Annotated in this window: 24 protein-coding genes; 6 read left to right on the top strand and 18 right to left on the bottom strand. The window is 32.9% G+C overall.

Features of this window, described 5'->3' with window-relative positions; genetic code table 11:
- Positions 1–3: 3 nt before the first annotated feature.
- From V6246_RS01605 to dnaK, 5 genes are all read right to left on the bottom strand, one after another.
- Positions 4–951, bottom strand: coding sequence for an NAD(P)H-dependent flavin oxidoreductase (locus tag V6246_RS01605; protein ID WP_341558676.1), 948 nt, complete (start codon positions 949–951; stop codon positions 4–6).
- A gap of 79 nt (positions 952–1,030) precedes the next feature.
- Positions 1,031–2,260, bottom strand: a complete 1,230-nt coding sequence (locus V6246_RS01600) for a class I SAM-dependent rRNA methyltransferase (RefSeq protein ID WP_341558675.1) — start codon at positions 2,258–2,260, stop codon at positions 1,031–1,033.
- A 4-nt stretch (positions 2,261–2,264) separates the two neighbouring features.
- On the bottom strand, positions 2,265–2,639 hold the full coding sequence (locus V6246_RS01595; protein WP_341558674.1) for a hypothetical protein: 375 nt from the start codon (positions 2,637–2,639) through the stop codon (positions 2,265–2,267).
- Positions 2,640–2,724: 85 nt separating this feature from the next.
- Positions 2,725–3,234, bottom strand: a complete 510-nt coding sequence (locus tag V6246_RS01590; RefSeq protein ID WP_341558673.1) for a hypothetical protein — start codon at positions 3,232–3,234, stop codon at positions 2,725–2,727.
- A gap of 165 nt (positions 3,235–3,399) precedes the next feature.
- Positions 3,400–5,298, bottom strand: coding sequence for a molecular chaperone DnaK (dnaK, locus tag V6246_RS01585; RefSeq protein ID WP_341558672.1), 1,899 nt, complete (start codon positions 5,296–5,298; stop codon positions 3,400–3,402).
- A gap of 420 nt (positions 5,299–5,718) precedes the next feature.
- Between dnaK and V6246_RS01580 the strand changes: the two genes are divergently transcribed.
- Entirely contained in the window at positions 5,719–7,140 is a 1,422-nt protein-coding gene (locus V6246_RS01580; RefSeq protein WP_341558671.1) for an L-serine ammonia-lyase, read from the top strand.
- Between the two features lie 159 nt (positions 7,141–7,299).
- Here V6246_RS01580 and V6246_RS01575 read toward each other — a convergent pair whose 3' ends face one another.
- From V6246_RS01575 to folE, 6 genes are all read right to left on the bottom strand, one after another.
- Positions 7,300–8,115 carry a mechanosensitive ion channel family protein gene (locus V6246_RS01575; protein ID WP_341558670.1) on the bottom strand — a complete coding sequence of 272 codons (816 nt, stop codon included), beginning with the start codon at positions 8,113–8,115 and terminating at the stop codon, positions 7,300–7,302.
- Positions 8,116–8,138: 23 nt separating this feature from the next.
- Positions 8,139–8,309 (bottom strand): hypothetical protein, encoded by a 171-nt coding sequence (locus V6246_RS01570; RefSeq protein ID WP_304404895.1) that lies wholly within the window; start codon positions 8,307–8,309, stop codon positions 8,139–8,141.
- A complete protein-coding gene (locus V6246_RS01565; RefSeq protein WP_159019995.1) occupies positions 8,309–8,893 on the bottom strand; it encodes an RNA polymerase sigma factor in 585 nt (194 codons plus the stop codon). Before V6246_RS01565 ends, V6246_RS01570 begins: the two co-directional genes overlap by 1 nt.
- Before the next feature lie 337 nt (positions 8,894–9,230).
- Positions 9,231–10,631, bottom strand: coding sequence for a dihydrolipoyl dehydrogenase (lpdA, locus tag V6246_RS01560; RefSeq protein ID WP_341558669.1), 1,401 nt, complete (start codon positions 10,629–10,631; stop codon positions 9,231–9,233).
- Between the two features lie 199 nt (positions 10,632–10,830).
- Positions 10,831–11,109, bottom strand: coding sequence for a hypothetical protein (locus V6246_RS01555; protein ID WP_042494720.1), 279 nt, complete (start codon positions 11,107–11,109; stop codon positions 10,831–10,833).
- Between the two features lie 56 nt (positions 11,110–11,165).
- Positions 11,166–11,753, bottom strand: a complete 588-nt coding sequence (gene folE, locus V6246_RS01550) for a GTP cyclohydrolase I FolE (RefSeq protein WP_042494719.1) — start codon at positions 11,751–11,753, stop codon at positions 11,166–11,168.
- Positions 11,754–11,874: 121 nt separating this feature from the next.
- Between folE and V6246_RS01545 the strand changes: the two genes are divergently transcribed.
- The gene (locus V6246_RS01545; RefSeq protein WP_341558668.1) at positions 11,875–12,537 is read left to right on the top strand and encodes an ABC transporter ATP-binding protein; all 663 of its coding nucleotides are present in this window, start codon (positions 11,875–11,877) and stop codon (positions 12,535–12,537) included.
- On the opposite strand, the gene V6246_RS01540 is transcribed toward V6246_RS01545, so the two are convergent.
- Positions 12,534–13,700 (bottom strand): MFS transporter, encoded by a 1,167-nt coding sequence (locus tag V6246_RS01540; RefSeq protein ID WP_341558667.1) that lies wholly within the window; start codon positions 13,698–13,700, stop codon positions 12,534–12,536. The genes V6246_RS01545 and V6246_RS01540 overlap by 4 nt on opposite strands.
- Before the next feature lie 137 nt (positions 13,701–13,837).
- Between V6246_RS01540 and V6246_RS01535 the strand changes: the two genes are divergently transcribed.
- The 4 genes from V6246_RS01535 (at position 13,838) to V6246_RS01520 (ending at position 20,682) form a co-directional block, all read left to right on the top strand.
- Positions 13,838–14,914: a helix-turn-helix transcriptional regulator gene (locus tag V6246_RS01535; protein ID WP_341558666.1), complete on the top strand. Its 1,077-nt coding sequence runs from the start codon at positions 13,838–13,840 to the stop codon at positions 14,912–14,914.
- Between the two features lie 231 nt (positions 14,915–15,145).
- Entirely contained in the window at positions 15,146–18,268 is a 3,123-nt protein-coding gene (locus V6246_RS01530; protein WP_341558665.1) for a LamG-like jellyroll fold domain-containing protein, read from the top strand.
- 268 nt (positions 18,269–18,536) lie between these two features.
- A complete protein-coding gene (locus V6246_RS01525) occupies positions 18,537–19,322 on the top strand; it encodes a TIGR02757 family protein (RefSeq protein WP_341558664.1) in 786 nt (261 codons plus the stop codon).
- Positions 19,323–19,488: 166 nt separating this feature from the next.
- Positions 19,489–20,682 carry a sensor histidine kinase gene (locus tag V6246_RS01520; protein WP_341558663.1) on the top strand — a complete coding sequence of 398 codons (1,194 nt, stop codon included), beginning with the start codon at positions 19,489–19,491 and terminating at the stop codon, positions 20,680–20,682.
- 290 nt (positions 20,683–20,972) lie between these two features.
- Here the strand turns inward: V6246_RS01520 and V6246_RS01515 are convergent, their stop codons facing one another.
- The 6 genes from V6246_RS01515 to V6246_RS01490 all read right to left on the bottom strand — a co-directional run bounded on the left by V6246_RS01515 (position 20,973) and on the right by V6246_RS01490 (position 26,366).
- On the bottom strand, positions 20,973–21,401 hold the full coding sequence (locus V6246_RS01515) for an FKBP-type peptidyl-prolyl cis-trans isomerase (RefSeq protein WP_159019988.1): 429 nt from the start codon (positions 21,399–21,401) through the stop codon (positions 20,973–20,975).
- A gap of 299 nt (positions 21,402–21,700) precedes the next feature.
- The gene (locus tag V6246_RS01510; RefSeq protein WP_341558662.1) at positions 21,701–22,195 is read right to left on the bottom strand and encodes a hypothetical protein; all 495 of its coding nucleotides are present in this window, start codon (positions 22,193–22,195) and stop codon (positions 21,701–21,703) included.
- 100 nt (positions 22,196–22,295) lie between these two features.
- Positions 22,296–24,011, bottom strand: coding sequence for a hypothetical protein (locus V6246_RS01505; RefSeq protein WP_341558661.1), 1,716 nt, complete (start codon positions 24,009–24,011; stop codon positions 22,296–22,298).
- Positions 24,012–24,068: 57 nt separating this feature from the next.
- On the bottom strand, positions 24,069–24,482 hold the full coding sequence (locus tag V6246_RS01500; protein ID WP_341558660.1) for a hypothetical protein: 414 nt from the start codon (positions 24,480–24,482) through the stop codon (positions 24,069–24,071).
- Between the two features lie 50 nt (positions 24,483–24,532).
- Positions 24,533–25,048, bottom strand: coding sequence for a hypothetical protein (locus V6246_RS01495; protein WP_341558659.1), 516 nt, complete (start codon positions 25,046–25,048; stop codon positions 24,533–24,535).
- 82 nt (positions 25,049–25,130) lie between these two features.
- Positions 25,131–26,366 (bottom strand): DUF6638 family protein, encoded by a 1,236-nt coding sequence (locus V6246_RS01490; RefSeq protein WP_341558658.1) that lies wholly within the window; start codon positions 26,364–26,366, stop codon positions 25,131–25,133.
- Positions 26,367–26,434: the final 68 nt, after the last annotated feature.

Here is a 26,434-nt window from a genome sequence, read left to right as displayed (position 1 = left end):
CAACTAATTTGTGAGCTTTTTCACAATATCCCTAATCGGTAAAATAGCATTGGTATGCGATATACTTGGCCCCGCAACCCAAACCGTTTTATAAGTAGCTTTAGTGGCTGCTTTTTCGGTTGCTTTCATTCCGATAGAAAAACGAATCATTTTCACCCATTTTTTCAAGGTTTTACTTTTATTTAAAACAGATTCTATCCAAGTTGATTTTGTTCCAATTTTTTGAACATAAGGTGTGTTTATTACGGTACATGGTGTTCCAGAAATACGCTCTGTCATTACAATATCTTCCGCTCCATAATCTACACAGGCTTGTTTGTACTCTTCTGTTACACCTGCTTCTACTGAGGCTATAAATGGGCTTCCAACCGAAACTCCATCGGCACCATAACTTATCATTTTATCTATATCAGCTTTACAGCCTACACCGCCAGCAGATATTACCGGGATATTTAAATTGGATTTTAATTCTTTTATCAGCGCTTCGGGAGATAATTTACCTCTGTGTCCGCCAGCTTCATTATTTACAGCAATAGCAGCATCTGCTTTTAACCCTTCTACTTTTTTAGCAAAATGTAAATCTGTTACATCACAAAATACTTTAATACCAACTTTGTGAGCTTGGTTTATAGTTTCTTCTGGACTTCCTAAAGATGTTATTATAAAATCGCAACCTTCCTCACAAAGTACTCGTAATTGCTCTTTATACTTTATGTTCGATTTATTCACTATTAAATTAAAACCAAAAGATCCACCTTCTACTTTTGCTGCTTTCAACTCCAGAATAGCCATTTTTAGCTCTTCTAGCGTTCGGTAGTTTAAAGCAGGAATACATCCAGCAATACCACTTTTCATGGCTTCGATAACCATAGCGGTATTAGATACCAAAAACATTGGTGCCTGAATTATTGGGTGTTTTATATTAAGTAGTGTGGTGAGCTTAGTTTCCATTTGGCTGTATTGATTTATACAAATATAGTAAAATATTATGCACGCATAACATTTATTCTATTACCTCAGTCACCAACACCTAATCTATAAATCGATAATAAACCGTTTTTAAATAAGCTCCCTCTGGAAATCCTACAGGATGATCTGTATCATGCTGAGTTTTTGAAAGTATTTTATAATTACGTTTTATAGATGCTAACACCTCGCTATTAATATCGTAAAATTCTTGAGCAAGAACACGAGAAGAACAAGACGCTAAAACAAGCATACCATTTTTGGCTGTAAGTTTTTCTCCTAATTCGGCTAATTGCGCATATTTCTTTTTGGCTAGCTCTATTTCCGAAGCCTGTTTTGCAAAACTTGGCGGATCTATAACAACCACATCAAAAGTAACCTTATCTTTTATTAATTTTTTCAATTCTAAAAAGGCATCGCCAGCTATAGTATGGTGTTTTCCTTTAAATTTGTTTAGCTTACCATTTTCTAGGGCTATTTCTAAAGCTTGTTTACTTATGTCTAAACTAGTAACTTCTTTGGCGCCGTTAGAAAGTGCATGTACTGAAAACCCACCGGCATAAGAAAAAACATCGAGTACCGTTTTGCCTTTACTCAACTCACCTACTTGTTTTCTATTGGCACGATGGTCTAAGAAATAACCTGTTTTGTGTCCTTTAATAACGTTAGCAGAAAAGTTTACGTCGTGCTCAACAAACCTAACAACTTCATCTTTTAAAGTTCCAAAAACCACATCACCATTTTCTAATTTATGTTTTTTAGAATTTTCTAAACTTCGACTTAGCCTAATAACAACTGTTTTACAATCTGAGATTTCTTGTAAATCCGGAATAATAGTTTCTATATAAGGTAACCAAATTTCAGAATATATTTTCACTACCAAAACAGATGCATAAACATCGGCAATTAAACCAGGAAAACCATCGTTTTCCCCAAACAACAAACGGTAACTGTTTGTATTTGTTTTTAATAACGATTGACGTTTACTAAAAGCTTTACTAATTTTATGCTTAAAAAAAGCGGCATTAATTTCTGCTTTTTCTGTACTACTGTGTAGCATTTTAATTCGAATTGGCGAATTAGCATCATACAAACCTAAACCCACAACTCGGTTTTTGTTTTTACCGAAAATAATAGCTAAATCTCCCGATTTCGCATTATCATTTACTTTGGTAATATTATCCGAGAACACCCATGGATGCCCCTGAACCACAAACTGTTCGCCTTTAGCGTTTAGTTTTACGGCTAATCTTTTTGGATTATAATTAGATTTTATTTTATTTGAAAAAATCATTTATCTATTTTTTATTATTTTCACAAGAAACCTTCTTATATTCTTCATTAATTTCCATGCATTTATTTTCTAGTTCATCATATTCAATTCCTTGAATTATTTCTGATGATAGCCTAATTAACATATTGGCGTTAAAATCTTTAATTAATTTAATAAATTCAAACTCACTTTCGGTTTTCATTAATAAATCTGAATATTTCAATCTCTTTTTTTTAATTAAATATGAAACTGTTTTAAAACCGGAATCTTCATTTTCCATATATCTTAACAACAAGCCTATTACCACTAACTTTTCAGGATAATTGATTTGATCTTTAATGTAAGTATGAGCAGAATGGACTATATCTCCAATGTAAAACAAGTCTATTTTTCCTTCCATCTTAGGTCATTTAATCATGTAAATTTACAAATAAAAAAAGCGCAACCAAATTAATGATCGCGCTTAATATAAAAGTATTATAATTCTATCTTGTTAGAATAATTTCTATTTTAATTTCTGTGATACCGCTTGCACTTGCATTTGGTATAGCTTCTAGGCTATCTGCTGTAAGTACTAGCTTATTTTCTGTTAACTCTGTAATTTGGTAAGCAACAGTTTCCGTACCATCTGTTAACAATAATTGGTTACCATCTCTAGTCCAAGTACTATTATTTTCAAATGAAAGATCTTCAAAATTTTGTGTTTGACTCTGCCCTAGCGTAGTTGAAACTAATTCTAAACTATAATTACCTTCTCCAACAACGTTATTAGGCATTTCTGTAAAGGTCATGGTAAAATCGATATCATAACCTTGCGCTACATAAGTAGACTCTATAGATTCTCCTAAAACTTCTGTAATTATAGTTCCGTTGTAGCTAATGGCTTGGCCATTCCACGCTCCTGTTAATTCTGCAGAAGTAGACGCTGTATCATCACTTGAGCATGAAGATAAAACCATTGTAAACGCAATAAATAAAACACTTAATTTTTTCATAGTCTGTTTTTGTATATTAAATAATTCGGCAATATTAAGAAACAAAAAAAACGCAACCAAACTAATGGTTACGTTTTTAATTTTTACGAAATGTTTTATAAAAATTCTAAATAAATTCAGAATACAATATTCATTCATTTCGATTTAGCAAAATATAATTTCTGCTTATTTTACTTCTTCGAAATCTACATCTTCAACATCACTTCCTTCAGCTTGAGCGTCTGCTCCAGCATCTGGTCCTGGTTGTGCTCCACCTGCATCGGCTTGCGCTTTGTACATTTCTTCACTTGCTACTTTCCAAGCTTCGTTTATTTTATCTAAAGCTGGTGTAATAACAGCAACATCTTTAGTTTCGTAAGCTTTTTTCAATTCTTCTAAACCATCAACGATTGGTTGTTTTTTATCTTCCGATAATTTATCACCAAACTCTTCTAATTGTTTTTCTGTTTGAAAAATCATAGAATCAGCTTCATTTAATTTCTGAGCATTTTCAGCTGCAGCTTTATCAGCTTCAGCATTTGCTTCAGCGTCAGCTTTCATCTTTTGGATTTCTTCTTCAGTTAAACCAGAAGATGCTTCAATACGAATATCTTGTGTTTTATTTGTTCCTTTATCCGTTGCTGATACTTTAATGATACCATTAGCATCGATATCGAAAGTAACCTCAATTTGCGGTGTACCACGACGTGCTGGTGGAATATCATCTAAGTGAAAACGTCCAATAGTATTATTATCGGCAGCCATAGCTCTTTCACCTTGTAATACATGTATTTCTACAGATGGCTGATTATCCGCCGCTGTTGAAAATACTTGCGATTTTTTAGTTGGTATAGTTGTATTTGCTTCAATTAATTTAGTAAATACGTTACCCATAGTTTCAATACCTAAAGATAAAGGTGTTACATCTAAAAGTAATACATCTTTAACATCTCCAGATAATACACCACCTTGGATACCAGCTCCTAAAGAAACAACTTCATCAGGGTTTACACCTTTACTTGGTGCTTTTCCGAAGAATTTCTCAACTGCTGCTTGTACTGCAGGAATACGTGTAGAACCACCTACTAAAATAACCTCGTCAATATCAGATTTAGATAAACCTGCTGCTTTTAAAGCTGTTTGACATGGCTCAATAGTACGTTTTACTAAATCGTCAATTAATTGCTCAAATTTAGAACGTGTTAATGTACGTACTAAGTGTTTTGGTCCACTAGCTGTAGCTGTAATATAAGGTAAGTTAATTTCTGTTTGTGCAGAAGATGATAACTCAATCTTAGCTTTTTCAGCAGCTTCTTTTAAACGTTGTAAAGACATTGGATCTTTTCTTAAATCCATGTTCTCCTCAGCATTAAACTCATCTGCTAACCAACCGATGATTTTCTCATCAACATCATCACCACCTAAGTGCGTATCACCATCTGTAGAAAGTACTTCAAATACACCATCACCTAATTCAAGGATAGATACATCATGCGTTCCTCCACCAAAATCAAATACTACTATTTTTTGGTCAGTTCCTTTTTTGTCCATACCGTAAGCTAAAGCAGCTGCGGTTGGTTCGTTAATAATACGTCTAACTTTTAAACCAGCGATTTCACCAGCTTCTTTAGTTGCTTGACGTTGACTATCGTTAAAGTAAGCAGGTACAGTAATTACTGCTTCAGTAACTGTAGTACCTAAATAATCTTCTGCCGTTTTCTTCATTTTTTGAAGAATCATAGCCGATAGTTCTTGTGGTGTATATAAACGACCATCAATATCAACTCTAGGCGTATCGTTATCTCCCTTTACTACTTTGTAAGGAACACGTTCCGCTTCGTTTTTAGACTCAGAATATTTGTTACCCATAAAACGTTTAATAGAATAAACAGTTTTTGTTGGGTTAGTTACAGCCTGACGTTTTGCAGGATCACCAACTTTAATTTCACCGCCTTCTACAAAAGCGATTACCGATGGTGTTGTTCTTTTTCCTTCTGCATTAGGAATAACTACTGGCTCGTTACCTTCCATCACAGAAACGCAAGAGTTGGTTGTTCCTAAATCGATTCCAATAATTTTACTCATAATATATTTTTTTATTGTGTTGAAAATTCATTTTTAATTTCGAGTTGTATAAGTCAATCATTATGCCAACCAAAAATAACTGACACAGTGTCATATTTTTAATTTTTAGTCGCCCTATCAGTTTTCAGACCTAGTTATATGTAGCAAAACGCCGGTCACCTGTCATTCACCTACTGTCAATTTAATACCTTAGGCGCATCCCAAAAGGGTCGGGCTCTCACTACTCGCTCCTCCTTAGGTCGGGAGCTCAAACAAACCGTTCCATCCCTTGCGCACATATCTGCCAATTTCAGTAAGCCAACGTAATAAATTTCAATTTGCAATGATTTTACATTTTGTTTATAAAATATTGACACATTATTTAAACCTTCTCTTAAAACATTATATATATTTGTCTCCAAATACAACGTTTTCGTAACTATGGAATGTATCTCTGTTTTCGACATGCTAAAAATAGGCATTGGCCCATCAAGTTCTCATACCTTAGGTCCTTGGCGTGCCGCCGAACGCTGGATTGGCGAATTAAAAGCGAACAACATTTTTAGTAAGGTTGAAACTATTCAGGTCGATCTATATGGATCTTTATCCCTAACCGGAAAAGGCCATGCTACAGACTATGCAGTAATGCTTGGTTTAACTGGAGCCGACCCCGAAACGTTGCCTATAGAAACTATTGAAACCACTATTGCAGATATAAAAGCAACTCAAAAAATACATTTTAACAACGAAAAAATATTAGATTTTACTCCGGGAACAAATATTGTTTTCAATAAAAAGTTTTTACCCTTTCACTCCAACGGCATTGTTTTTAGCGCCATGATTAACGGTAAAAAAGTAAAATCTACATTCTACTCCATTGGAGGAGGATTTGTTGTAAAAGAAGAACGTAAAAATTCTAAAAAGAATTTTGAAATAAAATGTTCATTTCCCTATCCTATTGATAAAGGAACAGAACTACTTAAATTCTGTAAAGATTTAAACAAACCCATTTCTCAAGTTGTTTTAGAAAACGAAAAATCTATTCGTACCGAAGAAGAAATAGATTATGAGTTAAAACGCATTTGGGATACCATGCTAGAGTGCATGTATACCGGTTGCCATACCGAAGGGCATTTACCTGGTGGTTTAAACGTACGTCGTAGAGCTTTCGATATGCACAAACGCTTACAAGGATCATCTCCATACTCAAATCCTGTAGAATGGATTTACTCCATTAGAAATACCGAAGTTAAATTTAGACAAATATTAAAATGGGTAAGCTGTTTTGCATTAGCTGTAAACGAAGTTAATGCGGCATTAGGGCGTGTAGTTACAGCACCTACAAATGGTAGTGCAGGTGTTATTCCCTCTGTATTAATGTATTATTTAGTAATAGAAAACCACGACGGTAACTTTGAGGATATTAAAAAATTCTTGTTAGTTGCTGGGGAAATTGGCAGTATATTTAAAAAAGGCGCTACAATATCGGCTGCCATGGGCGGTTGTCAGGCCGAAATTGGAGTATCGTCTGCAATGGCTGCAGGAGCTTTAACAGAATTACTTGGCGGTTCACCAGAACAAGTTTTAGTTGCTGCCGAAATTGCCATGGAACATCATTTAGGTTTAACCTGCGATCCTATTGGTGGTTTGGTACAAATACCATGCATAGAACGTAATGCTATGGGTGCAATAAAAGCCATAAATGCTGCAGAACTAGCTTTAGATACCGACCCAAACAACGTAAAGGTACCTTTAGACAAAGTAGTTAACACCATGTGGGAAACTGCAAAAGATATGAATTCTAAATACAAAGAAACTAGTGAAGGTGGCTTAGCAGTTGGAGTTAATATGTCCGATTGTTAATAGTATTTTAATTACTTCTTTTTCTTCTAAAGACATCTTTTTTATATCACTTAAGTTTTAAGCAAAAAAAGTCTCTTCCCAAATTAATGAGAAGAGACCAGTAGAAAGTGGTTCGTAATACAAAATAGTAACCAACCAAATTTTAACCCTAACTTAAAGTTAATCTTGCACTCTTACTTGACTTTCCACTATATCTTTAATAGGAATTACTATTTTTCCTGTTATTGTTTTTAAGGTTACCGATATACCATCGATAGACTCTATTTCTCCTTTTATATCGTTGAACTCAATAATTTGTCCAACTTCGTATATTTTTCTTGTGTAGAACGTTCTAAACAAATCGCCTACTACTTTTTGTGCTCCTAATCCAACAGCTAAAGCAAATGCTAATAAAAATGCTGCCAAAATCATGGTAATGTTACTTGTTATTATTTCAGTATCTACACCAGCTTGGTTTAAAGCTGTAATAGATATAAATATAAGCAGTAACATAAATATAGCCTGACTTATCATTTTACCGCCAGACAATTCCATAGACTCAAAGAACGACTGCAAAGATTTTTTAACAAAATTCGCAAACAATAGACCAATAACAAATATGGCTAATGCTGTAATTAATCTTGGTAAATAACCAATAACACTTTTAATACCATCAGAGATCATTGTTAAATTCAATAGATCTGTAACAATCATTACTAAAATAATGTAGAGCATCCATTTAACAAACTTCGCTACAATATCAATAACATTAAATTGTATCTTCTTATCACCAAATAAGTCAATTTCATTTAATTTATCATCCAGCTTATCAGCCTTCACAAATTTTAATGACTTCTTTATTATATTAACTACTAATTTTATAATTAATATTCCAATGATTATACCAACTATTGCTCCTGCAACGGTAGGTAACACACTTATTATACTTTCCCAAATTGTACTTAATGATTCTTTTAAGCTGTCGACAAGGTTCATTTTATTTAGAGTATTTTGGTTACTTATTTTCTACTTTTCATGGTTAGCTCGATTACGCTCGATAAATTGTACGAAAACAATTCGGCTATTTCCATTATTAACTTAGCTATGGCAATATCGCTCATAACCTTAGCCTTCAGTTCTTGTGGAACTTCCTTTAATGGCTTATTTATGTCTAAAAACGGGTTTTCCATTATCCAAGGTTATTATTATAAACGTCTACTAATTTATCTTTAGCACGTTTAATTCGCATTTTTACTGCACTTTCTCCTATTCCTAAAGCATCTTCAATTTCTTTTATAGTTAAGGAGTCTTGATATTTTAAAAGCAAAATCATTTTTTCCTCCGGAGAAATCAATTCTAATGCTATTTTTAATTTATCAACTTTCATACTTAGAAAACTACTATCATCTTCATCATCTTCATAGAGGCTTTCTACATTCTCTGCATCAGCGTAATCTACTGATTGTTTTTCAATTTTTTTTGCTGTATTTCTAGTGACATAATTTACACAATGATTATAAGTAAATGCATATAACCATGTTGAAAATTTTGAATTTCCTTTAAAGCTTGCTAATTTAACAAATAACTTTAGAAATATATCTTGTGTTAAATCTTTTGCTTCATCTTCATCTTTAGCAAACCCCATACACTTGTTATACACTAAGGTAGCATACCTGTCGTATAGAACTTCAAAAAGCAGCGTATCGTTGCTATGAACGATGCCTTTTATCAAATCCTCGTCGGATTTTTTATTAATTTTTGGTAGGGTTTTCAAATTTAGCTTACGCTAGTTTAATGGTTACAATTGTTAAGACACGTATACATTTAAAAGGTCACAATCTTTTTTATATTTCTTTTTAAAAACATAAAATAAAAATGTAATCATCTAAATTAAAGACGATTATAGTTTAAAATAAAATAAATGTTTTTTGAAATTCATTTTTGAAGGAATAAACTTTAACTGTTTAGTGTAAATTTAACACAATTTTAAGAAAATAACACTTTCCTTCTCTTCTTTTTTAGAAGAAATGAAAAAAAGGCTGCTAATCGAAATTAGACAGCCTTAAAGTGTTTGTAATAATTCAATATTAAATTAAATTAAATACTGAAATTTATATATGTAATGCTCTATCTTCTGTTGCAGCTAGAGCCGCTTCTTTGATAGCTTCTGTAAATGTTGGGTGTGCGTGAGACATACGAGATACATCTTCCGCGGAAGCGCGATACTCCATAGCAACAACAGCTTCAGCAATCATATCGGCAGCACGAGCGCCAACCATATGTACTCCTAAAATTTCATCTGTAGTTTTATCGGCTAAAACTTTTACAAAACCATCTAGATCCATACTCGCTCTACTTCTACCTAAAGCACGCATTGGAAATTGACCTGTTTTATATTCTATTCCAGCTTCTTTTAATTGTTCTTCCGTTTTACCAACAGTAGCAACTTCTGGCCATGTATAAACAACACCTGGTATTAAGTTATAATCTATATGTGGTTTTTGTCCTGCAATAGTCTCTGCTACAAAAACACCTTCTTCTTCAGCTTTGTGGGCTAACATAGCGCCTTTAATAACATCTCCAATAGCATAAATATTAGATGCGCTAGTTTGTAAATGCTCGTTTACATCTACTAAACCACGATCTGTTAATTTTACACCAGCAGCTTCGGCATTTAAACCATCTGTATAAGCGTGACGACCAACAGATACTAAACAGTAATCGCCTCTAAACTCTACTTCTTCTCCTTTTTTATTATCTGCTTTAACGATAACTTCATCGCCAACACGTTCCACAGATTTTACTTTGTGAGATGCATTAATTTTGAATTTTTGTTTCTTTAAAACTTTATTTAATTCTTTAGATAAACCAGCATCCATTGTTGGGATAATACGGTCCATATATTCTACAACAGTTACTTCTGCACCAAGACGCTTGTAAACTTGTCCTAATTCTAAACCAATAACTCCACCACCAATAACGATTAGGTGTTTCGGAATTTCTTTTAATTTTAAAGCCTCTGTAGATGTAATTACACGTTCTTTATCTAAAGTGATAAATGGTAATGTAGATGGTTTACTTCCGGTAGCAATAATGGTGTTTTTTGCTTCAATCTCGATAGTTTCTTCACCAGAAATTGTGATATGCGTAGCATCTTTAAAACTTCCTAAACCTTGATAAACATCAATGTTATTCTTCTTCATTAAAAAATCAATTCCGCCTGTTGTTTGATCTACAACAGCTTGTTTGCGGTTTATCATTTTTTCTAAATTCACTTTAATTTCACCAGGAATTTCAATACCGTGCTCTTCAAAATGTTTTACAGCATCATCATAATGGTGCGAAGAATCTAAAAGGGCCTTACTTGGGATACAACCTACATTTAAACATGTACCACCAAGGGTACTATATTTTTCAATAATTGCAGTTTTCATTCCTAATTGTGCACAGCGAATTGCTGCTACATAGCCTCCTGGACCTGAGCCAATAATGGCTACATCGTATGAATTCATAATATCTTTTTGAAATTTATCATTGTAATTTGAAAATCAAAAATACGAATGTTTTGTGGGAAGTCAATAAAAAAAATAACATATCAAATAGAATTATAATTCTTCTATTTCTTTAGCCTAATTATTTAAAATTCACTTACAAAAAGCGCTAAATGCTATATTATTCACAGAATTGGTTAACCAATTTAGAAATATCTCTCTAAACCTCAATAATTGTTTCTTTTGCCTTATAGACATAGGTATAAAGCCACATAAGGGTAAATGTTGGAATAACATCTAAACCTGGCGCTGCTTCTTCTAAAAAGGAAATAACAGCCGCAATTTTACCTGGTTTACCTTTGTACAACTTCGTCATTAACCAAGCTGATACAGGAGCCCATACCACATCGGTAAATTCTCCAAAACCTGGAATTACGAAAGAGACATAGCCTAAAGCATCAAAGGCAATACTAATTGCTAGTTTTTTGTATTTGTTCATTTAATAGTAATTTATACTTTATAATAAACAAGAAACATACCAAAATTATTAAATACCTACTTCCCTATTAATTTTAAGAATTCGTTTCTAGTTTCAATTTTCTCAAATTGACCTCTAAATCCAGATGTTGTAGTTATAGAGTTTTGCTTTTGTACACCGCGCATCATCATACACATATGCGATGCTTCTATTACAACAGCTACACCTTGAGGTTTTAGGGTATCGTTTATACAGTCTAAAATTTGTTCTGTTAAACGCTCTTGCACTTGTAATCTTCTGGCAAAAACATCTACAATTCTAGGTAATTTACTTAAGCCAACAATATGTCCGTTTGGAATATAAGCAATATGTGCTTTTCCAAAAAATGGTAAAATATGATGCTCGCATAGTGAATACAACTCGATATCTTTTACAATAACCATTTCATTATAAGACTCCTTAAACATAGCCCCTTTTAATATTTCTACAGGATCTTGATCGTAACCCTGTGTTAAAAACTGCATGGCTTTTGCTGCACGTTCGGGAGTTTTCACTAAGCCTTCGCGCTCGGTATCTTCACCTAAATCTTCAATGATGTTTCGGTATCTATTTTTAACATCGTCGGTAACCTGCATATTGTATTCTTCTAGCTTTCTGTAAGGCATCTTGTACTATAATTTAATTTCGAAAATAAATATAAGTCTAAAAATGGACTATACAATAAAATTGATTCAAAATTGTACGGCACAACTTAAAGTAGTAATTTCACGCCTATATTTTATTTAGATGATTAGAGCAAAAAACATTCAGAAATTCTACGACGATTTACAAGTTTTAAAAGGCGTTGACATACATATTAAACCTAGCGAAGTAGTATCTATTGTAGGTGCTTCGGGTGCAGGGAAAACAACTCTTTTACAAATTTTAGGAACCTTAGATAAGGCATCACCTGTTGCCGATTTTGAATTAATTATAAACAACATCAATATTGGTGAGCTTAACGATAAAGCTTTGGCTAAATTTAGAAATGAACATATTGGGTTTATTTTTCAGTTTCATCAATTACTTCCAGAATTTACAGCCATAGAAAACGTTTGTTTACCAGCTTTTATTAAAGGAACAAATAAAAAAGATGCAGAAAAACGCGCTAAGGAGTTGCTAGATTTCCTTGGCTTATCACATCGTTATAACCACAAGCCAAATGAACTATCTGGAGGAGAACAACAACGTGTTGCTGTCGCAAGAGCCCTTATTAATAGTCCTGCTTTAATTTTTGCAGATGAACCTTCTGGAAACTTAGACAGTGAATCTGCTGAGAATTTACATAGTTTATTCTTTAAATTAAGAGATCAATTTGGACAAACCTTCGTGATTGTAACCCATAATGAAGAACTTGCTAATCTTGCAGATAGAAAATTAACTATGGTAGATGGTAATATTGTGAGCTAAGCTCTCTTTAAAAGTCCAACAAGACCTAAAACGGGACCAATAGCAATAAACAAAAACAAATATTTCACAGCCATAACATCTATTAAACTGCTAGCCAATTGAATACTTACAATGGTTACAGCAAACCCAATAGAGTTAACAATAGTCAATGCCGTGCCTTTATGTTGTGCACTAACATTTTGCGCGACTAAGGTTGAAAATAATGGAGAGTCGGCAACGACAACCATACCCCAAAACCCCAAAAATATTATAAAACTAATTTCCGATTCTAAACTAAAAAATAACGGAGATACTAAACAGCAAATACCCGAAAGTGCTAATGCTATCGCGCCTATTTTTTTGATCCCAAACATTTGAGATAAATAGCCCGAAATTACGCAAGCAATTCCTCCAGAAGCTATAATTATAAAACTTAATAATGGAATGTTAAACGTTACACTTGGGTGATACTCCACATAAGCACCTAAAAGTACGGGGACAAAAGCCCAAAAGGTATATAGTTCCCACATGTGGCCAAAATATCCAAATGCCGCCTTTCTAAACTCACGCACTTTAAACACGTTAAATAGCACTGAAACATCAAATTTAGCAGCCGATTTTCTATAAGGTCCATTTGGCACAAAACCAAACATAACAACACCGCCAAGTACCGCTAAAACAGTTGTTGTATAAATGATGTCTTGCCATAAAAAACCGCTTCCAAAGCCTTTTAAACCGTGAGGGAAAGCAGTTCCTAAAACTAAGGCGCCAACTAAAAACCCTAAAGATTTCCCGAGGCCTTTATTGTAATAATCGGCAGCAATTTTCATTCCTACCGGATAAATACCAGCTAGAAAAAAACCTGTAAAAAACCGAAGCATTACTAAACTCCAAAGATTATGGTTTTCCAAAACAATTAAAACATTAAAAACAGCCGCCAGCACAGCACTTATAAAAAATACTTTTGAAGGTGCAAAGCGATCGGTAATGGTTAAAAGTGCAAATAAAAAGGTGCCGATAATAAAACCAAATTGCACAGCTGATGAAAGATGCCCTAAAGCCGAACTATCTAAATTAAAGTTAGTTACTAAATCTTCAATAACTCCATTTGTAGCAAACCACAATGAGGTGCAACAAAATTGAGAAAAAACAATAATTGGTAAAATATACTTGGCTTGCTTCATTAAAATAAATAAGAAAACGAATTTAGTTTTTAATTGGTTAGTAAGACGGATGAAAAGTCAACTTATTACAATATTTTTGCTAATTTTATAAAGCATATCCCTATTAACTTAAAATTAAATAGTAATTAGATAAAAATATGAACTTATCGAAATGGTATCAACTTATCAAGCCTAATTTCAGGTTCTATAAAGATGGTTTTTTTGAATTTCCTTATTTAGCAAACACACCCGAATTATTCATAGAGTCAACTATAAAAACACCGGGAAGTAAGCATGCTGCTGAAGAGCAGGTAGTTTACAGAAACAATCCATTTATTAATGGAGAAATGCATTATAGACAAATTGAAGAGGGTTTATGGCTCACTATCACTAATTTAAAGTTTAAATACGATACCGTTATTAAATCTAATTACGCCAATGGAATTCCTAGCGATCACTATTCAATAACTTTTACTGTATTTGAAAGCGAGGTTAAACTTCAAAATGTATTCATAGACAAAGTCCCTTTTCAAAACAAATTCTGGAGTTTTAAAAAACCAGGAACCGATGTAGGTGCTTGTTTTTATAAAGGATCAAAATGCCAGTTTTACATCTATTATATAAGTCCTAGCTGGTTAGAAAAACATGTACCACTAGACATATTGGACCGTAAAATTCCATTTAAAAAATTTTTAGATTCAAGCAAAGGGTTTATTTCTTATCAAGATATTGTACCTAATGCAGAAAAATTGTCGCAGGATATACTGCAAACCTTCAAAACATTTAATAATGATGCTTTTAACTCTACAATATTAAAAGCACAAACATTAAGTATAATAACTATATTTTTTAAAAATGTTTTTGCAGATACTAGAACTGATAATTACCAAGAAAAAAGCTCTGTAGATTATAAAGCTATCGCAAAGTGCGAATCGATGATTTCAACAAAATTATCCAAACCATTTATAGGAATTGATGCACTTGCCAAAGCATTCAATATGTCTTCTTCTAAACTAAAAACGGATTTCAAGTCGGTTTACGGAACATCAATACTTCAATATAATATTGATAAAAAAATGGAACTAGCTATGCAGCTCGTCCTTAATACAACTATGCAAATTAAGCATATAGCTAAGGAAGTGGGTTATGATAGTTCTAGTAAATTTAGTGCTACTTTCAAGAAAAAGCATGGAAAACTCCCTTCAGAATTGCGTTCAGATAGTAAATTGGAATAAAAAATCATTTAATCCTAAAACTTCTCAAAGACTAACTACCCCTTATTTTAAAAGGTATAGAAGAGTGAATTCGATTATTTAAAAACATTAAAATAATCGACAAAGTGTTATTTAAACCCGTTCAAATATCTTAATGGGCTATCGTTTTGTCCGAATGGGCTACTCGAAAAATAATTCAGCCTATAACTTTGCGGCTTTAACAACCCTTAAAAATAATTTAAACCAAATCTTATGAAAAAATTTTATTTTTTTATCCTACTCTTTTTATGTATTAATTATGCTAAAGCACAAAGTGATGCAGACTATTTAAATTTTGATGGTGTAGATGATTCATTATCAATAACAAACACATATAGCTCTGTTACCGATTTTACAATTGAAGCTTGGATAAAAACAGATACTGACGGAATAATTTTATTTAGTATTTCTGGTTATGACAGTAGTTATTTATCAGTAACTAATGGAAAGCTAACTTATACAACAGGTCGACATGGATACGGAGGTTTTATTCTTACATCTAATCAAAATGTTGACGATAATACTTGGCATCATGTAGCATTTTCTACAAGCTCAATAAACACAAATGGTCAAGGTAACTTATATATTGATGGTGTTTTAGATAATTCAGGTTCATTCGGTGTATATACAGTTCCAATGGGCTCATTAATTGTTGGAGGTTTTAATAATTCACACTTTAGTGGTTCTATAGATGAATTACGTATTTGGAATGTAATCAGAACTGCTACAGAAATTAATAATGCAAAAAGTAGCGAAATACAATGTAATGAACCGGGTTTAGTAGCCTATTACCAATTTAATAAAGGTATTGATGCAGGCGAAAATACTAATGTAACTAATTTAACTGATATAACGGGAAATGGTAATAATGGAACGTTAACGAATTTTGCTTTAACTGGAACATCTTCAAATTGGTTGGCTGGTTCACCAATAACCTCACTTTCATCTCCACCAGATGTTGTTTCACCAATAGCATATGCACAAGATGACACAGCAACAGCATTAACTGCAACACCAGGTACAAATGGTATAAGTTTATTATGGTATACAGATGCAACGGGAGGAACTGGATCAGTAAATGCGCCAACACCTTCAACTACAACGCTTGGAAATACTACTTACTATGTTTCTAGCGTTAATGCAAATGGTTGTGAAAGTGAAAGAGCAGAAATTGTAGTTACAGTAGCATTACCTGGAACACATTTAAATTTTGATGGTGTTAGTGATTATGTTGAAGTGCCTTCAGGAATAAATATAGCTAACTCATCATTTACAGTTGAATTTTATGCTAAACGTGCTTCAAGTGATGTGAATAGTATGGTATTAACCCAAGGATATGAGGTGAATAACGGTCTATTACATATTGGGTTTAGAGACACCAATGATTTTACATTTGCTTTTTGGTACAATGATATAAATATACCAGCTACTAATTATGTTTCTGATAATGCTTGGCACCACTGGTCTTGTGTTTACGACGTAATTAATAGTACAAGACAAGTATATCAAGACGGTATTTTGGTTGGGGAGGATACAGGAGTAGCAACATATAATGGAAATGGAATTCTTCAAATAGGGAAAAGAAATAGTAGTGATTTTTTTAATGGAAATTTAGAGGATCTTCGTATTTGGAATGTTGCGCGAACAGCAGAACAAATTAACGGGAGTAAAAATTGCGAATTACAAGGTACTGAAACAGGGTTAGTAGCCTACTATAATTTTAATCAAGGTGCCAATTCAACAACTAACACTTCGGAGACTACAGCTATAGATGCAACAGGTGCAAACAATGGAACATTAACAAATTTTGATTTAACAAGCGCAACTTCAAACTGGTTAGCTAACTCTCCAGTAACTACAGGTTCAATAATACCTTCTGAGGCTACAGTTACTACACCAGTAACATATAAGCAAGGTGATACTGCATCACCGTTAACAGCTACAACAGGTACAAATGGTACAGATTTATTTTGGTACACTACTGAAACGGGAGGTACAGGAACAACAACAGCTCCTACACCAGATACTACAACAGTTGGTTCTACCTCTTACTGGGTTTCTAGCGTTAATGCAAATGGATGTGAAAGTGAAAGAACAGAAATTGTAGTTACAGTAGTACTACCTGCAACACATCTTAATTTTGGTAGTTTGAATGACTATGTAGATTGCGGTAACGACCCAAGCTTACAAATTACTGGAAACACAATTACCTTAGAGGCTTATGTGAAATTCAATACTTTTGGTTCAGAACATTGGTTAGGTAATATTATTAATAAAGCAGCACCAACTTCTAGTGGTTATATGCTAAGAGCTGGTGGTAATGGTGCCGTTAATTTTGTTGTAGCAAATTCTGGGTGGCATGAATTAACTACTCCAGATAATACAATTACTCTAGATACTTGGTTTCATATTGCAGGGGTGTATAATGGTACGACATCAAAAATTTACATTGATGGTATTGAGATTGCTTCAACTAATATTGCAATGGGTAATATTGGTAACTCTAATTTTAATGTAAACATAGGGAGAGATCCTCAAGATACAACTAGAGGATTAGATGCTTCATTAGACGAGGTTCGTATTTGGAATATTGCCAGAACAGCAGAACAAATTAACGGAAGTAAAAATTGTGAATTACAAGGTACTGAAACAGGATTAGTAGCCTACTATAATTTTAATCAAGGCGCCGACTCATCAACTAATACTTCAGAGACTACAGCTATAGATGTAACAGGTACAAATAATGGAACATTAACAAATTTTGATTTAACTGGTGCAACTTCTAATTGGTTAGCTGGTTCTCCAGTAACAACAGGTTCAATAATACCTTCTGAAGCGACAGTTACTACACCAGTAACATATAACCAAGGTGATACTGCGTCACCATTAACAGCTACAACAGGTGCAAACGGCACGGGTTTATTTTGGTACACTACTGAAACTAATGGAACAGGAATAACAACAGCACCTACACCAGATACCACAACAGCAGGTTCTACCTCATACTGGGTTTCCAGCACAAATGTCAACGGTTGCGAAAGTGACAGAATAGAAATTGTAGTAACCGTAGAATCGACGCTTAGTTCTAATAATTTTGATATTAGCAATAAATTAAAAATATACCCAAACCCTGCAACTAACGCTATTAATATCGATGTTGATAATCTAACCACTGCCAAATTACAAATATTAGATATTACAGGTAAAATTATAAAAAACGAAACTTTAGAAAGTATCACAAACAGCATCGATATTACGAAGTATCCTTCTGGCGTATATATGTTTAAAATAATTACAACCGAAGGTACCACAATAAAAAAAGTTATTAAGCAATAATAAAGTTTACAGAAAACCAACTCTATAGTTTTGAGCAATTACTTTATTTGCTAGTTATATAAACTAAGAATGTTTCCTTTACTAGAACGGCTGTATTTTTATGTACAGCCGTTTCTTTTTTTTAAGTTAATACAATCTTGAAGTAAAACCACAGCCATAAGCACAAAAAATCATTTGTAACCTTAACGTCCTTTATAAAACATAAACCTATACTATCAAGCTCTATAAATTATAAAACAACTCGTTTTTATAGTATTTTTGCTTTATTATGAAAGAGCAATCAAAAAGGTTAAACCAACAAGAACTTAAAGAATTTTTAGACGCTAAGGTTTACGAATTTAATAGTCCCAAATTTATTGATAGTGATCCTATTCAAATTCCTCATCAATTCTCTAAAAAGGAAGATATTGAAATAGCAGGATTTCTAGCCGCAACTATTGCTTGGGGAAACCGTAAAAGCATTATTAATAACGCTAATAAGTTAATGGCGCTTTTAGACCATTCTCCTTACGATTTTGTTTTAAACCATACCGAAGACGATTTAGAGAAGTTACTTCCTTTTGTACATCGCACTTTTAATGGTGACGATTGTGTTCAATTTATAAAATCACTACAGCACATCTACAAAAACCATAATGGTTTAGAAGCCGTTTTTGCAAAACATGCCGATAGTGCTTTTTTACAGACTTCTATTTCTGAATTTAAACATACATTTTTTGAAATTGATCATTTAAAGCGAACTGAAAAACATGTAAGCGATCCGTTAAGAAAATCGGCTGCCAAACGTATTAATATGTTTTTACGATGGATGGTAAGAAAGGATAACACTGGTGTCGATTTCGGCATTTGGAAAAGCCTATCGCCTGCCCTATTATCTTGTCCGTTGGATGTACATTCTGGAAACGTTGCTCGTAAACTTGGCCTATTAGATAGAAAACAAAATGATGCAAAAGCACTTTTGGAATTAGATACCAACTTAAGAAAACTAGATAAAAACGACCCCGTAAAATACGATTTTGCCCTTTTTGGCTTAGGCGTTTTTGAAGGATTTTAGCTTCTATTTTTTAGATTGAACAATTGAACAACATCAATTATTTAATAATAAAACAGCTGTTTTATTGGTTAATTTAACTGTTTTATTAATTTTTTAGCATTAATAATACTAAATTCTAAGTATTTTCGTGCTTAGAAAAACTTTAAGCTCCTAAAGATTCCCTAAAATGATAGCACCAGATTTCCCTAAAAATGAAAGAGAACGCCTTGCGCAAATTAATAGATATAAACTACTAGATACACTCCCTGAAAGTGATTTCGATAACATAACGAGTTTAGTGGCTACTATTTGCGAAGTTCCTATATCGCTAATTACATTACTCGACTCTGATCGTAATTTTTTAAAATCACATCATGGTATCGACATCCAAGAATCTCCTCGAAATATTTCTTTTTGCGGGCATGCGATATTGCAAGATGATATTTTTATTGTTGAAGATGCTCGAGAAGATATACGCTTTAAAGACAACCCGCTAGTCGCTGGCGTAAATGCTATTTTTTATGCCGGTGTACCGTTAATTACTAAAGAAGGCCTTGCGTTAGGTACCTTATGCATATACGACCATGTGCCTAGAAAACTAACAGAAACACAAAAAAAAGCATTAATTACTATTGCCAAGCAAGTTCTAAATCTATTCGATTTAAGATTAAATAATAGATTACTTGCAGAGTCTAAACAAGAATTAACGGACAGAAATAATGAACTTGGAAGATTTGCAAGCCATGTATCTCATGATTTAAAATCGCCTTTGGCTAACATCATGTCTTTAACTACTTTTTTAAAAGAAGATGAAGCCAATACGTTTTCTGAAGAGTCTATTGAATATATCAGTTTTATTGAAGAATCTGCTGAGTCATTGAAAGACTATATAGATGGTATACTTATTCATTATAAAGCAAACGAGTTACTGAATGCTGATAAAGAATACGCAACATTAAATTCTGTTTTTGAAGAAGTACAACGCATTCATTTATTAAATGATAAACAATTAAAATTCAGTAATTACACGGATAGTGTTTTTATAGTAAAAGCTGCTGTAACACAGGTATTAATTAATTTGGTGGACAATGCTTTAAAGTATAACAATAAACCAAATCCTGAAGTTATTTTAGGGTTTTCTGAAAACAAAAATAATTATACTTTTACAGTTAAAGATAATGGTAATGGCATTGCTGAAGCACAACAAGACCAAGTTTTTAAACTGTTTAACAATAACAACCAAGTCGATGTTAAAGGTAAAAAAGGAACTGGTATTGGTTTGTTTACTGTGAAGAATTTAGTTGAAAAATTAGGAGGTACCATTACTCTAAAATCTGAGTTAAATATAGGAAGTATCTTTACTTTTAGTATCGCAAAATAAAGCTAATCGTAAATCCGATACTTTTGTTTTAAGAAAAAAAAGAAGCGCTACAGATACATAAAAAACTTTATTACGTAAAATGTAGCTCGCAAATAACTGCGTTAGGGATTGCAGTGAAAAACCCACAGTAAGACCAATGGAATTGGGCTTGCGAGGATTTGTAACGTAAAGCCCGACCCTTTTCGGGTAACGCCCAAATTATTGTTTTCTACAAAAATAAAACCCGACCTTATTTACTTAAAAACATTAAGCAAATGAGGTCGGGTTTTTATAAAATAAATGTGTTGTATTTATTTAATCTCTAAAACTTCAAGATCGAAAACAAGATCTTTACCAGCTAAAGGATGATTTCCATCTACAACAATAGATTCTTCTTTAACTTCTACAACAACTAAATTAAATTCTTGTCCATCTGGAGATTTAGACACTAAGCCCATACCTACTTCTGGAGCCATTTCTTGAGGAAGTTCTGATTTTTGAACCTCTTGAATTAAATTTGCATTAATTTCCCCATATGCTTCTTCTTTAGCAATTGTAATGGTTTTTTTCTCATTCACTTTCATATCGATTAACCCTTTCTCAAAACCAGGAATTAATTGTCCTTGTCCTAAAGTAAATTCTACTGGCTCTTTCCCTACTGAACTATCAAAAACTTGTCCGTCTGTTAATTTACCTGTGTAATTTACTTTTACCGTGTTATTCTCTTTTACTTGACTCATACTATAATACTTAATTTTTAAAAATATTCTTTGCATAATTCTTACGCAGCAAATATTTTAGTTTAAACTTTCTATGCCCATATCCACCAAAACCAAGCCAAAAGCAAAAATGCAGACATGAATATTAAAAAACCAGCAAATTGTAAAATTATTATTAGAAGAAATGGCTTGCAGCCCTTTAATAGCAGTAAACGATGAATTTTGTAAGATTTGATAAATATTTACGATTAAAAATTAAATAATCAGTAAATGTGTCAGTTATTGCCTGAAAAACTATTTTTTAGCGACACTTTAAACCTTTATTGAACTTCCAAAGTATGGTCTAATTCTTTACAAAACTCATTATTATCAACACAAAGGATGCTTAGTGTTTCAATTAATAATTGATTTAACCTTTCGCTTTCTGGATTTACTTTATAAGCCAATTTAAACTCAGAATACGCCCCAAAAGGGTGGTTATTTATTAAACGATCTTCTCCCGAGTTTACAAGAAATAAAAAGGTTTCTAAATCTTTTTTCTTTGTGGTCGTGATAATATCTTGTGTATGTTTATCGGAATAATCTATAAAATGATTAATTGTAAAAACGGACAGTAGTAAAGCGCTAAAAGCGAACAGAACCGTTATAAACCCATTTAGCTTTTTGTTCTCTTTTCTACTAGATTGCAACTTAAATGTTCGTGAATGTTTGGGTAACGCCGTAAAAGATTTCAAAGGTTGTTTTTTGAACATCTTTTTTTGCGGATCTCTAGAATAAATCCACTGCTGTAAGCCTAAACCCATGTATCCTCCCATAATATATCTTTAATATATATGTAGATGTTTAGAATAAAATGTTACAGTTTTAATCAAAAAAAACCTTCCAGAATAAGTAATCTGAAAGGTTTTTAAAGTTCTATTTAGAAGCCGCTTTTAGCGAATCTATTTCTTTCTTTAATTTTTCAATTTCTAATACTTTTTTCTCTTCTTGAAGTTGTTTTAGCAACTCGTCTGTAGAAACTGGTTTTATAGAATCTGTTGGTTGTTGTACAGCATCAATTTGCTTAGTTTCTTCTAGAAAATACTTGCCAATACCTTCACTAGACCTCCAAGCTTCATTTAGCTGATCGTAAACTGTTTTATCCCATTGACTCGGGTGTTTTACATCAATCCAAACAACATCGCGATATTCACTATCTACTAATGCCAAATCTGGAGTTGCAGAACCATCAAAATTATTAGAATCTTCGCGAATTGCCGATATAGTACCTAAGAAAAACATACGACGACGTCCTGCAATATCTTTGATATACGGACGAAACTCAACAGGTTTATTTACCGACCAATCAAATTCCTTACGCGACTCAATAACCTTTAAAGGCATAGCAGAAACTCCTGCATAACCTTCCTTTTTAGAAGCATGATCGTAATAATAAAAAGCATTACTACCATCTGCAGGCACAAAAACACTATAAGATAAACTGGTACGCTCGGTACCTACAGGCTCTAAACCAAACCAATGGTAAAGGCCATTGTAAGCATTTGTATCGGTATCAGAGAAATTAAAATCGGTTACATAAGGTTGCTTGTTTTGATCATCGGCTAAATTCGGGATCTTAACAGCTGTTTCCATATTCCATGGTAACGGATCGCTAAAACCACCTAAGAATTTTAAAGATTCAGCTTGTAAACGCGATACCTTTTCTGCTAAAGTATTTTGGCCAATTAAGTAAGGATGATTTTTCATCTCCTCGGCACTAATATAAGTTCCTTTCCCTATTAAAATACGCTCAATGTAATCGTTAAAATCGTGTTCTCCACTATCTATAACCATAACACCACCATAAGTTGGGTAAGGAAATAAAAAGCCTTTCCATTTTATTAAACTCACAACTTCTACCCATTTACCAGCATCATTTTTCATGTAGTAAGTATCGCTAGGTTCCATGGTAAATAATTGAAAAATATTGAAACGTTGCACTACGGCATTGTAAGTGTTTCGGCTAAATTTTAAAGACTCCCCAATAGAAAATGTTACAGGAATACGATTTTCACTAGAAAAACGAGGAAATGGCGTTGTACTAGACACAGCGAACACCTCTTCCGTATTATCCGTCATACCTTGCCATCTGTATTTCTCAGTGGGTTGTATGGCCATAGTCCATTTATTTTCCGTTCCAACACGAACCAAATGCGGTAATGACACATCTTTAGTTTCACCCACACTTTCGTTTGCCATAGAATACACGTTACGCATAGGCTGTATACGTTCGTTTTGTGTTAGCGGCAACTCGTTAATTTCAATGCGGTTTAGGTTATTGTAAACATTGTAAGTTTTCATGTATTCATACATTTTAAACTGCCATCCTACCACGTATAATATTCCGAAAAAGATTATTAAAACAACAAGCATACCCAATCTACCACTTGTACTTACTGAGTTTCTAAACTTGCGCAAACCAAAAAATAAAACCACAGCACTAAACAGAATAACAAAAATGTATTTTCTAACAAATAGTAAAGCCGGTTGGTAATCGTCTCGTAAAACAAATAATAAAATAAGTAAAACTAAAAAACCAATTACGGTTACTGTTTTTTGCTTTTTTCCTTTATTCCAATAATTTTTAATCATTTCTATATTGTAAAATTTTTATTCTTTTTGTTTTGGTTTACACTTAGCGCGAAACCATTATAAACCTTGCTGCAATACGTTTTTCATTGCCATTCTTTCCATTGAAAACGTATCGGAGTTTTCATCTAAAAAGTTAATCAAAAGTATATTTTTTTTAATCAATTCTATGATGTTAAAACCAGTTGTTTTATCTGTTTGTTTTGCCTTTTTCAAAACTTCAAAAATAAGCTCTGTTAATCTTTCAACGTGTTCTTCATTTAGATCTTTAATTACGCTTTTAAAATCATCATTAGGCATTATAGAAATAGCATTTAAAGATAAATCAAAAGTACTTTTTAAAACCGTATCAGTTTCCTCAACAGCAACATCAATGTCGTTAGGTTCAATGTCTACAACTTTACTAATTAATGTTTTTAAGAGCAATGTTAGACGTTGAATTTCTCTAAGTAATGTATCTTTCTCGTTAATCACAATTCCTTTTATTTAAATAATATAAGTTTCGTTTTTCAAAACAAAAAATATTACAAAAGCCCTTTATCTTTCAATCTCTCACGTGCACTTTTTTCTTCAACTTTTGGCTGCTCTCGTTTTACAGTTTCTATTTCGAGATCATCTTTACTCGTTAAATCTTCAATAAAATCCTTTCCTTTTTCAATAGTGTCTTGCATAATATCTTCAAGCGAATCCGTTTGCTCTTCAATAACTTCACTAGATTTAAAAATGAAATTAGCCAAATAAGTCCCAATTATGGTACCTACTATCATAGAGGCAAATATAGAAATTGTAGCTACATCTATCGGAATTAAAAAACGAACAATTACAATACCAATTAAAAACAGAAAACCAACAAAAACCAAGCGCAACAAAAACGATTGCTTGTACACAAAACCTGTTTTATCCTCAGGCTTCATTTGTAAGGCTTTAGAGTTTATTACCTTATTAAAAAAACGATAAAATCCATTATTTCTAGATTCTCTCCAATAAATAAAAATTCCGAAAAGGATAGCTGCAATAAAGATTATAAGTTCTAATGTCATGATTTTTTGTTTGTTTTTATGCTATGTTATATCGCTTTCGCGGAAAAAGAACAAGCTTATTTATAGTGTTAGTCTATTTGTTTTAAATATTATTACTAATAGTTTCTATAGCCCAATCTTTTAAAGATTCATCCCAAGTTTCAAAACTACTGTAAAATGCTTCTTTATCGAACCAATACATAAACAATACATCTTTGGGCGAAATATTTACCAATAGCATCCAAATTAAATCTTGATGTTTGGCAGATAAAGACGAATGCGGTTGGTGCAGTGCTTCGTACATTTTAGAATCTACAATATCGGAAATTTTATATTGATTACTCGTTTCCAGCTTTTCTAAATAACGCTCTACACTCATTACTTTTTTACGAGCTTTAATGTCGAGTTTATTTAAATAACTTTTATATAAAATCGGGTCGTTTAAAATGTCCTTTATAGGGTGTTGTGTATCTTTTAAATAGGATGCCATCTCGTATTTTTTTACACGTTCGTAACGTTTGTCTTTTACAACCTCTTCCAAATCGCATTCTATAATAACATGATCACGAAGCTTAACCATAAGTTCGGGCTGCGAAATATGGAATATTAAAACATCGTAATTAGTATCTTTTATAGCTTCCTTATGCCAAGTTTCATCTTCAAAAACAACAATAGGCGTAATAAAATCTCGCAATACATAAACACCTCCAAAAGCACGCGTATAAAACGAACTTGTGGAATATTCAAGTTCGTGTAAATCTAAATCGCGTTCGCGTAAATCGCCATGCTTCTTTGCGGATTGTAATAAAGCAGCCTGAATATTTTCGTCTATAAAATTCTGATCCCTATTGAAAGTTTTAACTAGTTCGCGTTGCTGTTTTTGAACGTTAAGCAAATCGTTAATTAAATGAAAATGGATGTTTACCGTTTTGTACTTTAAAACATCTAAAGGCTCGTAAAACGCATCAATACCTTGATCGAAATCTAAACAAATAGCACAATCTCTTGTGATATCTTTAATTTTATCACCATGAATTTTAAATACAAATTTCATAAGTTCTCTATCGAACGTATGAAACGGTAAATACACCGGTTTTCCTTTTTGTAAAGGCGAAATTATAATACCATGCGGATTTGCCTCACCGTTATTCAGGTAGTTTATTTCACCCTTTTCTTCTGCTACCTGCGGACTCCAGCCGATACCATCAATTTGAAAAGACTTTAATTTTGTTTCCGAAAAACCAAGCTTTACCAAGCATTTATTGTAACGCTCGACGAGTTTCCCGCTCACTGAAATGAGTTCGCTTCGGTATAAATTCGCTTCTAGTAATTTTTGCATTTGTTTACTTATAGATTTTACTGAAAATGTTATTAATACAAACCCATTTCATTATAACTTACTTCGTG

It is taken from the genome of Algibacter sp. TI.3.09 (genome assembly GCF_038154905.1).
GTDB lineage: Bacteria > Bacteroidota > Bacteroidia > Flavobacteriales > Flavobacteriaceae > Algibacter.
This window is presented reverse-complemented; position numbering and strand designations above follow the sequence as displayed.